The 12,203-nt window shown below is 73.7% G+C and carries 14 protein-coding genes; 10 read left to right on the top strand and 4 right to left on the bottom strand.

Features of this window, described 5'->3' with window-relative positions; all coding sequences use genetic code 11:
• The coding region (locus tag ACYVPE_RS21070; RefSeq protein ID WP_461035215.1) for an acyl-CoA carboxylase epsilon subunit at window positions 1-138 on the bottom strand (138 nt) is incomplete at its 3' end.
• An 11-nt stretch (window positions 139-149) separates the two neighbouring features.
• Window positions 150-1,739, bottom strand: coding sequence for an acyl-CoA carboxylase subunit beta (locus ACYVPE_RS21065; RefSeq protein ID WP_461035210.1), 1,590 nt, complete (start codon window positions 1,737-1,739; stop codon window positions 150-152).
• A gap of 157 nt (window positions 1,740-1,896) precedes the next feature.
• Between ACYVPE_RS21065 and ACYVPE_RS21060 the strand changes: the two genes are divergently transcribed.
• Both ACYVPE_RS21060 and ACYVPE_RS21055 read left to right on the top strand, forming a co-directional pair.
• Complete coding sequence (locus tag ACYVPE_RS21060; RefSeq protein WP_461035209.1) at window positions 1,897-2,754, top strand: biotin--[acetyl-CoA-carboxylase] ligase; 858 nt, start codon at window positions 1,897-1,899, stop codon at window positions 2,752-2,754.
• A gap of 164 nt (window positions 2,755-2,918) precedes the next feature.
• Window positions 2,919-3,938: an adenylate/guanylate cyclase domain-containing protein gene (locus ACYVPE_RS21055; RefSeq protein WP_461035214.1), complete on the top strand. Its 1,020-nt coding sequence runs from the start codon at window positions 2,919-2,921 to the stop codon at window positions 3,936-3,938.
• Here the strand turns inward: ACYVPE_RS21055 and ACYVPE_RS21050 are convergent.
• Window positions 3,935-4,960 carry a helix-turn-helix domain-containing protein gene (locus tag ACYVPE_RS21050; RefSeq protein ID WP_461035208.1) on the bottom strand — a complete coding sequence of 342 codons (1,026 nt, stop codon included), beginning with the start codon at window positions 4,958-4,960 and terminating at the stop codon, window positions 3,935-3,937. The genes ACYVPE_RS21055 and ACYVPE_RS21050 overlap by 4 nt on opposite strands.
• 136 nt (window positions 4,961-5,096) lie before the next feature.
• Here ACYVPE_RS21050 and ACYVPE_RS21045 point away from each other — a divergent pair, with 136 nt between their 5' ends.
• Genes ACYVPE_RS21045 through hutH form a run of 3 tightly spaced genes read left to right on the top strand, consistent with a single transcriptional unit; the run spans window position 5,097 to window position 8,820 of the window.
• The gene (locus ACYVPE_RS21045; protein WP_461035207.1) at window positions 5,097-5,918 is read left to right on the top strand and encodes an enoyl-CoA hydratase/isomerase family protein; all 822 of its coding nucleotides are present in this window, start codon (window positions 5,097-5,099) and stop codon (window positions 5,916-5,918) included.
• 50 nt (window positions 5,919-5,968) lie between these two features.
• Window positions 5,969-7,216, top strand: coding sequence for a GGDEF domain-containing protein (locus tag ACYVPE_RS21040; protein ID WP_461035206.1), 1,248 nt, complete (start codon window positions 5,969-5,971; stop codon window positions 7,214-7,216).
• A 17-nt stretch (window positions 7,217-7,233) separates the two neighbouring features.
• Entirely contained in the window at window positions 7,234-8,820 is a 1,587-nt protein-coding gene (hutH, locus tag ACYVPE_RS21035) for a histidine ammonia-lyase (RefSeq protein ID WP_461035213.1), read from the top strand.
• A gap of 19 nt (window positions 8,821-8,839) precedes the next feature.
• On the opposite strand, the gene ACYVPE_RS21030 is transcribed toward hutH, so the two are convergent.
• Window positions 8,840-9,007, bottom strand: a complete 168-nt coding sequence (locus ACYVPE_RS21030; protein ID WP_461035205.1) for a hypothetical protein — start codon at window positions 9,005-9,007, stop codon at window positions 8,840-8,842.
• A 120-nt stretch (window positions 9,008-9,127) separates the two neighbouring features.
• On the opposite strand from ACYVPE_RS21030, the gene ACYVPE_RS21025 reads away from it, so the two are divergent.
• From ACYVPE_RS21025 to ACYVPE_RS21005, 5 genes are all read left to right on the top strand, one after another.
• Window positions 9,128-9,451: a hypothetical protein gene (locus tag ACYVPE_RS21025; protein WP_461035204.1), complete on the top strand. Its 324-nt coding sequence runs from the start codon at window positions 9,128-9,130 to the stop codon at window positions 9,449-9,451.
• Window positions 9,452-9,624: 173 nt separating this feature from the next.
• Window positions 9,625-10,893, top strand: coding sequence for a L,D-transpeptidase (locus tag ACYVPE_RS21020; RefSeq protein ID WP_461035203.1), 1,269 nt, complete (start codon window positions 9,625-9,627; stop codon window positions 10,891-10,893).
• An 85-nt stretch (window positions 10,894-10,978) separates the two neighbouring features.
• Complete coding sequence (locus ACYVPE_RS21015) at window positions 10,979-11,533, top strand: gamma carbonic anhydrase family protein (RefSeq protein WP_461035202.1); 555 nt, start codon at window positions 10,979-10,981, stop codon at window positions 11,531-11,533.
• 71 nt (window positions 11,534-11,604) lie between these two features.
• Window positions 11,605-12,063 (top strand): phage holin family protein, encoded by a 459-nt coding sequence (locus tag ACYVPE_RS21010; protein WP_461035201.1) that lies wholly within the window; start codon window positions 11,605-11,607, stop codon window positions 12,061-12,063.
• On the top strand, window positions 12,021-12,194 hold the full coding sequence (locus tag ACYVPE_RS21005; protein ID WP_461035200.1) for a DUF3618 domain-containing protein: 174 nt from the start codon (window positions 12,021-12,023) through the stop codon (window positions 12,192-12,194). The genes ACYVPE_RS21010 and ACYVPE_RS21005 overlap by 43 nt, the downstream gene beginning before the upstream one ends.
• Window positions 12,195-12,203: the final 9 nt, after the last annotated feature.

Below are 12,203 nucleotides of genomic sequence, written 5' to 3'. Positions count from 1 at the left end.
TTCGTCGGCCGCGGCGGCAGCCTCGGCGGCGGCCTCCGCCGCCGCCCGCGCCAGCACCACCGCCACCGCGGCGGCCAGCTCCTCAGGCGTGGGGTTGCCCCGCACCACCCTGATCCGTTCCGGCGGTGTCTCGTTCATGAACTCACCTCTCACAGCGGGATGTTGCCGTGCTTCTTCGGCGGCAGCCGGTCCCGCTTCGTGCGCAGCGCGCGCAGCCCGCGGATCACGTGCCCGCGGGTCTCGGACGGCTCGATCACCGCGTCGACGTAGCCGCGCTCGGCGGCCGCGTACGGGTTGAGCAGCGCCGCCTCGTACTCCGCGGTCAGCCGGGCCCTGGTGGACTCCCGCTCCTCCTCGGACTCCAGCGCGGCGAGCGTGCGCCGGTGCAGGATGTTGACCGCGCCCTGGGCGCCCATCACGGCGATCTGGGCGGTCGGCCAGGCGAGGTTGAGGTCCGCGCCGAGGTGCTTGGAGCCCATCACGTCGTAGGCGCCGCCGAACGCCTTGCGGGTGATCACGGTGACCAGCGGCACGGTGGCCTCGGCGTAGGCGTAGATCAGCTTGGCGCCGCGCCGGATGATGCCGTTGTACTCCTGGTCGGTGCCGGGCAGGAAGCCGGGCACGTCGACGAAGGTCAGCACCGGCAGGTTGAACGCGTCGCAGGTGCGGACGAAGCGGGCGGCCTTCTCCGAGGCGTTGATGTCGAGGCAACCGGCGTACTGGAGCGGCTGGTTGGCGACCACGCCGACCGGGGCGCCCTCCACCCGGCCGAAGCCGGTGATGATGTTGGGCGCGAACAGCGCCTGGGTCTCCAGGAACTCCCCGTCGTCCAGGACGTGTTCGATCGCCAGGTGCATGTCGTAGGGCTGGTTGTCGGAGTCCGGGATCAGCGCGTCCAGCTCGCGGTCCTCGTCGGTGGTCGCCAACTCCTCGTCGCCGAGCCGCTGTTCGTAGGCGGGCGGCTCGGAGAGGTTGTTGGACGGCAGATAGGAGAGGAGCGACTTGACGTACTCGATGGCGTCCTTCTCGTCCCCGGCCATGTGGTGCGCGACCCCGGAGCGCGTGTTGTGGGTGCGCGCCCCGCCCAGGTCCTCGAAGCCGACGTCCTCGCCGGTGACGGTCCTGATCACGTCCGGCCCGGTGATGAACATGTGCGAGGTCTTGTCGACCATCACCGTGAAGTCGGTGATCGCCGGCGAGTAGACGGCGCCGCCCGCGCAGGGGCCGACGATCAGCGAGATCTGCGGCACGACGCCCGAGGCGTGCACGTTGCGGCGGAAGATCTCCGCGAAGAGGCCGAGCGCCACCACGCCCTCCTGGATCCGCGCGCCGCCCCCGTCGTTGATGCCGACGATCGGGCAGCCGGTGCGCAGCGCGAAGTCCATCACCTTGACGATCTTCTCGCCGTAGACCTCGCCGAGCGAGCCGCCGAAGACGGTGAAGTCCTGCGAGTAGACGCAGACCGGGCGGCCGTCGACGGTGCCGAAGCCGGTGACGACGCCGTCGCCGTAGGGGCGGTTGTGCTCGATGCCGAAGTTGGTCGAGCGGTGCCTGGCGAACTCGTCCAGCTCAGTGAACGACCCCTCGTCGAGGAGCAGTTCGATCCGTTCCCTGGCCGTCAGCTTTCCCTTGGCGTGCTGCTTCTCCACGGCGCGCGCCGAGCCGGCGTTGACGGCCTCCGCGTTCCGCCGCCTGAGGTCGGCGATCTTCCCCGCGGTGGTGTGGATGTCCTCGGGCACGGGTCTGGCTCCTCGTCCTCGGGCGGCTACCGAACAGCTACCGCTCCGTAGGGTAACGGCGGCCGGGAGGATCGGCCCGTGCGGCGTCCGCCACACCCGCGCCGAGTCGCCGCCGCCCGTCCGACGCTCCCCCGGACGGGCCGCATAGATTGTCCGCATGACTCCCCAGGAGAGCCGCTGGTCCGACCTGGACCGGCCGCCGTTGCGCGTCTCGCCGCTGCGCACCGCCCTGATCTGGCCGGACGGCCTGTGGACCAGGGTCGACGTGGTCGAGAACACCGGCTCGACCAACGCCGACCTCGCCGAGGCGGCGCGCGCCGGCCGGGCCGCGCCCGGCACCGTGCTGATCGCCGAGGAACAGACGCGCGGCCGGGGCCGGCTGGGCCGCGACTGGACCGCACCGGCACGTTCCGGCCTCTTCTTCTCGGTGCTGCTCGACCCGGAGCGGGACGGCGTCCCGGCGGACCGGCTGACGTGGCTGCCGCTGCTCGCCGGGGTGGCCGCGGCGACGGCGCTGTCCCGGGTCGGCGGCGTGGACATGGCGCTCAAGTGGCCCAACGACCTGCTGGTCCCGGTGGACGGCGAGGACCGGAAGTTGGGCGGGATCCTGGCCGAGCGGGTGGCAGGCGACGGCGGGACGGTGGTGCTCGGCATCGGCCTCAACGTCTCGCTGCGCGCCGACGAGCTGCCGGTGCCGACCGCCGGTTCCCTGCGGTTGGCGAACGCGATCACCACGGACCGGGATCCGCTGCTGCGGGCGGTGCTCCGCTCGTTGGCCGACTGGTACCGGCGCTGGGCCGAGGCGGGCGGCGACGCGGCGGGCTGCGGTCTCGACGCCGCCTACGCGGCCGGCTGCGCCACGCTCGGCCGGCAGGTGCGGGCCGAACTCCCGGGCGGCGGCGAGCTGCGCGGCGCGGCGGTGGCGGTGGACGGCGACGGGCGGCTGGTCATCGAGTCGGCCGGAACTCGCCAGCCGGTGGCGGCCGCGGACATCATCCACCTCCGTGCGACGTGACATAGGGCACACCTGCCGTAGGGTTGGGGCCGTGAGAACGCGCGAAGGGCTCGATCGGCGCGGTGCGGGCGAGGGCGGTCACCGTGTCCGAGTCTGATCCAGGAAGGCCCGAGCCCACCGACGCCGGCGGCGACCCGGCGGAGGACGAGGAGAACAGCGTCGCGCTGCGGGTGGAGGCACTGATCATCGGCGCCGAGCGGCAGTACACCCCGTTCCAGGCCGCCAGGGCGGCCGGTGTGCCGCTCGATCTCGCGTCCAGGTTCTGGCGGGCGATGGGCTTCCCCGACGTCGGCCAGGCGCGGGCACTCACCGAGGCTGACGTGCTGGCGCTGCGCCGCCTCGCGGGTCTGGTGGAGGCCGGGCTGCTCAGCGAGTCGATGGCGGTCCAGGTGGCCAGGTCGACCGGGCAGACCACGGCCCGGCTCGCGGACTGGCAGATCGACTCGTTCCTGGAGGGCCTCACCGAGCCGCCGGAGCCCGGCATGACCAGGAGCGAGGTCGCGTACCCGCTGGTCGAGCTGTTGCTGCCGGAGCTCCAGGAGTTCCTGGTCTACGTGTGGCGGCGGCAGTTGGCGGCCGCCACCGGCCGGGTGGTGCAGGCCCAGGACGACGCCGAGATGGTGGACCGCAGGCTGGCGATCGGCTTCGCCGACCTGGTGGGCTTCACCCGGCTGACCAGGCGGCTCGAGGAGGAGCAGCTCGGCGAGCTGGTCGAGGCGTTCGAGACCACGGCGGCCGACCAGATCGCGGCCGAGGGCGGGCGGCTGATCAAGACGCTCGGCGACGAGGTGCTGTTCGCCGCCGACGACCCGGGCCTGGCGGCCGACATCGGGCTCCGCCTCGTGGAGACCCTGGGCGACGACCCGATGATGCCCGAGCTGCGGGTGGGCATCGCGTTCGGCACCGTGACGACCCGGATGGGCGACGTCTTCGGCAACACGGTGAACCTGGCGAGCCGGCTGACGTCGATAGCGCCCAAGGACATGGTGCTGGTGGACGGCGTGATGCGCGAGGAACTGACAGGCGCCGGCCTCGCCCCGCAGTCGGAGAAGGCGGCCGACACGGCCGACGGCCGGTCCGCCGGCTACCGCTTCGCCCTCCAACCCCTCTACCAGCGCCCGGTGCGCGGCCTCGGCATCATCGAACCCTGGCTCCTGAGCCGCCGCGGCGATTCGGCCGGCTAGCCGGGCTGTTCCCGCCCGGCTTCCCCGCCCGTCCGCTCCCGCGCGAGCCGGCCGGTCCCTCGCGCCTCGCGGCGGTAGGCGCCGGGCGGCATGCCGTACGCGGCCCGGAAGACGCGGCTGAAGTGCGCCGGGTCGGTGAAACCCCAGCGGAGCCCGATGCCGGCCACCGGGCGGGCGTCCAGCGTGGGGTCGGTCAGATCGCGGCGGCAGCGTTCCAGCCGCAGGGACCGGATCCAGGCCGCGGGCGTCGTGCCGTCCTCCTCGAACAGCTGGTGCAGATGCCGCACCGAGACGTGGTGGGCGGCGGCGATCGTCCTCGGGGACAGCGTGGGGTCGGCGAGGTGCCGGCCGACGTAGTCCCGGACGCGGCGCCGCAGTGCCCTTCGCCGGGAGTCGGGCGGCAGTGCCTCCTCGGAGTCCAGGGCCTGACCGAACAGCGCGGCGAGCAGGTCCATGGTGACGGAGGCCAGGGCGGGCAGGTCGGCCGGCGTGAACTCGTCGGCCCTGGCGTGCAGATCGGTCATCCAGCGGCGGAGGACGCCGCCCAGGCCGCGCTGCCCGGAGAGCGGCACGGCGAGCAGACGCCGTAGGGCCTTCTCCGGCAGCGGGAGCATCCGGTGCGGGAACTGCGCGACCAACTGCCCGCACCCGTCGGCGCCCGGCCGGAACCGCCCGTCGTAGGGCCGGCTGCTGTCCAGCAACAGGATGTCGCCCACCCCGAAGCCCGTGTCGCGTTTGACGACGCCCACGCTCCCCGAACCGTCGACGACGCAGTTCACCATGAAGACCTCGGGGTCGGAGCGGCGGATCAGCGGGGGCGTCCTCAGGACGTCGAGCTGGGGGAACGTCAGCGCGGACAGCTGGAGCTCGCCGAGGCTCAGCAGCCGCATCCCGGCCGCGAAGTCGTGCCGGTGGTCGCTGTTCAGCCGGCTCACCACGTGCGACCGGTGGGCCGCCTGTGCGAACAGCGCGAACCGGTCCCGCGGCGCCACGATCTCCGTGCTGAACTCGGTCACCGACATGGCACCACCCCCGCCGCCACGTAGCCCTTCGCGCTCGAACATGCCACGGGCGGCGGGGCGCGTCGAGTGGCCGGCGGGTCGGACGGCGTGAATGAGGCACGTGCCCGGCGGGCCACCTGGCCGGATAATGCCGGCCATGAGCGATGGAAGCGATGGAGCGGTGACCCAGCGGTACGGCGAGTGGGTGTCGGTGCGGATCGACGAGGCGGCGCACGTCGCGGAGTTGACGCTCGACCGGGTGGCGGCGATGAACGCGCTCTCGACCGAGCTGGCGTGGCGGCTCACCGCCGCCTGCGCCGATCTGTCGGCCGATCGGCGGGTGCGGGCCGTGGTGTTGGCGTCCAGCCACGACCGGGCGTTCTGCGTCGGGGCCGACCTCAAGGAGCGCAACGGCCTGTCGGACGCGGAGTTCGGCCGGCACCGGACGGTGCTGCGGGCCGCGTTCACCGCGGTGCTCGACCTGCCCGTGCCGGTCGTCGCGGCGGTGCGCGGCTTCGCGCTCGGCGGCGGCTTCGAACTCGCGCTCTCCTGCGACCTGATCGTGGCCGACCCGACGGCGGTGGTGGGCCTGCCCGAGGTGACCGTCGGGGTGATCCCCGGCGGCGGCGGCACCCAGCTGCTGCCGCGCCGGGTGGGCGCGGCCAGGGCGGCGGAGCTGATCTTCACCGGGCGCCGGGTGGCGGCGGCCGAGGCGCGGGAGCTCGGCCTCGTCGACGTGCTGACCGAGGACGGCCGGGCCGGCGCGGAGGCGCTGGCACTGGCCCGCACCATCGCCGCCAACTCGCCGGTCGGGCTGCGGGCGGCCAAGCGCGCGCTGCGCACCGGGTCAGGGCTCGACCTGCGCTCGGGGCTCGAGGTGGAGGACGCGGCGTGGCGCACCGTGGCGTTCTCGCTCGACCGCAAGGAGGGGGTGGCGGCGTTCAACGAGAAGCGCACCCCGGACTGGCCAGGCGAGTGAAGGGCTAGCGTAACGACCCAAAGCGCCCGGAACGCCCATAGCCTGGGCGTATGGGTGAGGAGAGCCGGCTGCGGGCCGTGGTGGAGCTCGCGCAGCGGATGGCCGCGGCCCAGGCGCTGCCGGAGGTCGCGGACGCCGCCGCCGAGGGGGCGCGGCGGGCACTGGGCGGCGACTTCGCCGCGCTTTCGGCGTGGGAGCGGGAGCGCGGCCGGCTGCGGGTGCTCGTCAACGCGGGGGAGCTGGCGCCCGGCGAGGAGGCGTTCCCGGCGGACGAGTCGTATCCGGTGCACGACTTCCCGGAGATCACGGAGTTCCTGCACGAGCGCTGGACGCGGGGCGCCGAGCCGCGGGCCTGGGTGGAGACGGCGGACGGGCCGCGCGGCAGCCGGCGGGTGGCGGTGCTGCGCCGGCGGGGGCGCGGCAGCTGCGTGGTGGCGCCGATCGTGCTGCACGGGCGGGCCTGGGGGGAGCTGTACGTGGCGCGGGCCAGGGGCGCGGCGGTCTTCGACCGGGACGACGCGGACTTCGCCTCGGTGCTCGCCTCGGTGATCGCGGCCGGCCTCGTCCAGTACGAGCGGCTCGCGGAGGCGCGGCGGCTGGCGTTCACCGACCCGCTGACCGGGCTCGCCAACCGCAGGGCGGTGGAGATACGCCTGGACGAGGCGCTGGAGCGGCACCGCGCCACCGGGGAGGTGGTGAGCCTGGTGGTCTGCGACGTGAACGGCCTGAAGAAGGTCAACGACACCTTCGGGCACGCGGTGGGGGACCGGCTGCTCGAACGGTTCGGCTCGGTGCTCTCGCGGTGCGGCGCGGCGCTGCCCGGCGCGCTGGCCGCCAGGCTCGGCGGGGACGAGTTCTGCCTGCTGGCGGTGGGGGTGGGGGCCGAGGCGGTGGAGCGGGCGGCCGGCGAGGTGTGCCGGCGGGCGGCCGATCTCGAGCTGGGGGAGGGGGTGGCCTGCGGGATCGCCACCACCGAGGAGGACATCGGGCCGCTGCGGTCGGCGCGGCGGCTGTTCCGGCTGGCCGACGCGGCGCAGTACCGGGCGAAGGCGGCGCGCTCGCCGGTGCCGGTGGTGGCGGGGCGCGGCGGGGCGCGCGACGTGGTGGTGGCGCTGGCGGACGTGCCGGTGCCCGAGGGGCCGGAGCGCCGGGCGTTCCGGGCCAGGCAGGTGGGCGAGGCCAGGCCGGTGGGCGAGCCGCGGCCGCGGGGCGGGGCGGGGCCGAGGGGCGGGGCGTCGTCCGACGTCGGCCGGCCAGGAGCCGCCCCGCCCGATGACGACAATCGATTCACTGCCTAGGCTTACTGAATATGAATATGCACAACGCCGGGCCCGCCGCAGGACACGACGCCGCCGCGCCGGTCGCGCTGTCCACCTCGGGCACCACCCCCGCCGACGTCGTCGCCGTCGCCAGGCACGGCGCCCGCGTCGAGCTCACCGACCAGGCCAGGGCCGCGATGGCCGCCGCCCGCCTGGTCGTCGACGACCTCGCCGCCCGCCCTGAGCCGGTCTACGGCGTCTCCACCGGCTTCGGCGCCCTCGCCGTCCGGCACATCGACGCCGACCTGCGGGCCAGGCTCCAGCGCAACATCGTCCGCTCGCACGCCGCCGGCATGGGCCCGCGGGTGGAGCGCGAGGTGGTGCGCGCCCTGATGTTCCTGCGCCTGAAGACCATCGCCTCGGGACACACCGGCGTGCGTCCCGAGGTCGCCGACACGATGGCCGCGGTCCTCAACGCCGGCATCACCCCGGTCGTCCACGAGTACGGCTCGCTCGGCTGCTCAGGCGACCTGGCGCCGCTCTCGCACTGCGCCCTCACCCTGCTCGGCGAGGGCGAGGCCGAGGGCCCCGACGGCGCGCTCGCGCCCGCCGCCGAGCTGCTGGCCGGGCACGGCATCGCCCCCGTCGAACTGCGCGAGAAGGAGGGTCTCGCGCTGCTGAACGGCACCGACGGGATGCTCGGCATGCTGCTGCTCGCCGGCGGCGACCTGGCCGCGCTGCTCACCGCCGCCGACGTCACCGCCGCGCTCACCCTGGAGGCGCTGCTCGGCACCGACCGGGTGCTGGCGCCCGAGCTCCAGGCCGTGCGCCCGCACCCGGGGCAGGCCGCGAGCGCCGACAACATGCGGCGGGTGCTCGCCGGCTCCGGGCTCACCGGCCACCACCAGGACGAGGCGCCCCGGGTCCAGGACGCCTACTCGGTGCGCTGCGCCCCGCAGGTGGCCGGCGCCGGCCGCGACACCCTGGCGCACGCCATGGCCGTCGCCGGGCGCGAGCTGGCCGCCGCCGTCGACAACCCGGTGGTGGTGGGCGACCGGGTGGAGTCCAACGGCAACTTCCACGGGGCGCCGCTCGGCTATGTGCTGGACTTCCTGGCCATCGCGGTGGCCGACCTGGCCTCCATCGCCGAGCGGCGCACCGACCGGCTGCTCGACCGCAACCGCTCGCACGGGCTGCCGCCCTTCCTGGCCGCCGACCCCGGGCTCGACTCGGGGCTGATGATCGCCCAGTACACCCAGGCCGCGCTGGTCAGCGAGCTGAAGCGGCTGGCGGCGCCCGCCTCGGTGGACTCCATCCCCTCCTCGGCGATGCAGGAGGACCACGTCTCGATGGGATGGTCGGCGGCCCGCAAGCTGCGGACCGCGCTCGACGGGCTGACCAGAGTGATCGCCGTCGAGCTGTGCGCCGCGACCCGGGCGATCGAGCTGCGGGCCCCACTCGCCGAGCACGGGCTGCGGCCCGGGCCGGCGGCGCGGCCCGGGGGCGCGGCGGCGCGGGCGGCCGGGGTGCGGGGGGCCGGCGAGGACCGCTGTCTGGCGCCCGACCTGGCGGCGGCCGAGGAGTTCGTGCGGAGCGGCGGCCTGGTGGCGGCGGCCGAGTCGGCGGCAGGGCCGCTGGCCTGAGCGGCCACCGGCGCGGGCGCTACTGGTCCTGGGTGTCGAGCTGCTGCTCGACCGGCGGGATCACCGCGCCGCCGACCTCCTCGTCCTCCGTGTAGGCGGAGGGGAGCAGCCAGCCGAGACACAGGGCGCAGGTGGCGACGACGGCGTAGACGAGGGGACGGCGATTGCCGATTGCCTTGCCTGTCATGGCGCCCTCCGATGGTGGTGCTGCTGTGAGCTGTGCGGTGAGGCGGCGTGATGAGCGATGTTACGCACTGGTGCGGGTCGTGGGGAAGAGGTCTCACCGGTGACCCTTACTCTCCGGGACATGACTGATGACATGACCGAGGAGACGCGCCACGTCCGCGTCCGCGTGGAGCTGGTGCTGGAGATCAGCGAGCCGGACGAGTTGATCAGGGCCGCCTGGGCGCGGATCGAGGGCGACGAGCTGATGCCGCGCGAGGAGCGAGACCTGGCCGCCCAGGCCGTCTCGCGGGACGAGGCGGAGGCCGTCGCCTACCTCATCGACCCGCTCGACCTGGTGGGCGAGGTGCCGGGCGTGGTGCTCTCCCAGGCCTCCTGGAGCAGCGAGTTGGCCGAGTACGACCCCGACGAGCCGTGGGACGGAGACGACGAGGACGAGGAGGACTGACCCCCCACCCGGCGGTCGGTTCCAGGCCGGTTCCAGGCCGGTTTCGACGGGTCGTCACTCGAACGTGTGGTTCACGGCACAGATTCACTTACAGTGGAACGCGCTGCCGCCGTGGCACGTCACTTTCCATGTGTCCTCTCTGGGAGACGCGGCAGTGGACGGAGAAGCTACTGATGAGGGACGGCATGCGGCGCAAGGGCCTGGGGGTGGCGGCAGCGCTGCTCACCGGAGTACTGACACTCTCGGCGTGCAGCGGCGGCGGTGACGATGACGGCTCGAACGGGGAGTCGTCGGAGTCCGGCGGCTCGGGGCAGGAGGACGCGGACCAGGCCGCCGAGGATGCGAACACCTCGGCCGCCGAGATCACCATCACGCCGGACGACGCCGCCGACAACGTCGGCATCAACGACGACGTCCAGGTCTCGGTCGCGGAGGGCACGATCGACTCGGTGACCATGACGGCCACCGAGTCGGGCACCGAGGTCACCGGCACGATATCCGCCGACCAGACCGGCTGGGTGCCCGACATCCAGCTGGAGCGGGCCACCCAGTACTCGCTGGACGTGCAGGCCAGCGACAGCGAGGGCCGGGCCGCGCACGAGGCCCGCACCTTCACCACGGTCTCCCCGGAGAACAGCTTCATCGGCTACTTCACCCCGGAGGACGGCTCCACGGTGGGCGTCGGGATGCCGGTCTCGCTGAACCTCGACAAGCCGATCACCAACCAGGCGGACGTCGAGGCCGCCGTCCAGATCACCACGAGCAGCGGCCAGGAGGTCGTCGGCCACTGGTTCAACGAGCAGCGCCTCGACTTCCGCCCCGAGGAGTACTGGCAGGCCAACACCGAGGTCACCGTCTCGCTGGCCTTCGACGGCGTCGAGGGCGGTGACGGCCTCACCGGCGTCCAGGACCGCACCTTCAGCTTCACCGTCGGCCGCTCGCAGGTCTCCACGGTGGACGCCGAGGGCAAGCAGATGCAGGTCGTGCGGGACGGCGAGGTGCTGCGCACCCTCCAGATATCCGCCGGCAGCGACGAGACCCCGACCTACAACGGCCAGATGGTGATCTCCGAGAAGCACGAGGAGACCCGGATGAACGGGGCCACCGTCGGCTTCACGGACGACGACGGCGAGGGCGAGTACGACATCCCCGACGTTCCGCACGCCATGCGGCTCTCCACCTCGGGCACCTTCGTGCACGGCAACTACTGGGCGTCCGACAGCGTCTTCGGCAACACCAACACCAGCCACGGCTGCATCGGCCTCGACGACGTCCAGGGCGCCGGCGACGACTCCACGGACGCCGCCTGGTTCTTCGACGAGTCCATGCTCGGCGACGTGATCATCGTGGTGAACTCGCCGGACGTGGAGATGTCCCCGGACAACGGGCTCAACGGCTGGAACATGGACTGGGCCGACTGGGAGGCCGGCAGCGCCCTGTAGTTCCCCGGGCGGTTTCCCGCCCTTCCGGGGGAGGTGATCCCCGGGGAGACTGGGCCGCCCAGGCCCGTCGACCCGAGGAGCGCGCATGACGCCCCACCCCGTCCCGGAAGGACCCCGGCTGATCGCACTCGAGGGCCGAGCCCCCGACATCGCGCCCGGCGCCTTCGTGGCGCCGGGCGCGACCGTCATCGGGGACGCCCACGTCGGCGAGGAGGCCAGCGTCTGGTACGGCACGGTGATCCGCGCCGACACCGAGCGGATCGAGATCGGCCCGGGCACCAACCTCCAGGACGGCACCGTCGTCCACGCCGACCCCGGCTTCCCCGCGCTGCTCGGCGCGGGCGTCTCCGTCGGCCACCGGGCCGTGGTGCACGGCTGCGTCGTCGAGGACGACGTGCTGGTCGGCATGGGCTCCGTGCTGCTCAACGGGGTCCGGGTCGGCCGGGGCTCGCTGATCGCGGCCGGCGCGGTGCTGCTCGAGGGCACCGTGGTGCCGCCGGGCTCCCTGGTCGCCGGTGTGCCGGGGAAGGTGCGCCGGCAGCTCACCGAGGAGGACACCGAGCGGATCGTGGCCAACGCGGACCGCTACCGCACCCTCGCCCGCCGCCACGCCAAGGGCGCCGAGCCCCTGGGAGCGTGACCGCCGGTTTGAGTTCCGCCTCCCCGGGTTACTCGGCTCTGGCTTCCCGACTCGGAGGAGGTGGAGGTGCCATGTCGCTGACCTCGCGGAGGACGCGGCAGCGGGAACAGACCGCAGAGCGCGTCACCGGGGACCACGAGGCCTCGATGGGCGAGCTGGTGGCCGATCTGGCCGCTGACACGCAGACCCTGTTCCAGCAGGAGCTGGAGCTGGCCAAGGCGGAGATGCGGCAGGAGGCCGGCCGCGCCGGCCGGGCCGGGGGCATGTTCGGCGGCGCCGGATTCGCGCTCGTCATGATGGCCGTGTTCGGCTCGCTCGGCGGGATGTTCGCGCTGACCGCCGTGCTGGCGAACACCTGGTCCGCGCTGATCATCGCCGGCGCCTGGCTGGTGATCGGCGTCGCGCTCTTCCTGCTCGGCAGGCTCGGCCTGCGGAACCGGTCGATGACGCCACGGCGGACCATCCAGACGCTGAAGGAGGACGCGGAATGGGCTCGTCACCGAACCCGTCGAAATCACCCGAGCGAATAGCGGGCCAGATCGAGGAGACCAGGGCCCGGCTGACGGAGGACCTGGACCGGCTGGCCGACCGCGTCACCGCCCGCGCCAGGCGGCGCCGAGGGCCGCTGGCCAAGCTGGCCAGGCGCGCCAGGGGCGGCTGACCCGACAGC

It is taken from the genome of Streptomyces mayteni (genome assembly GCF_054783955.1).
This window is presented reverse-complemented; position numbering and strand designations above follow the sequence as displayed.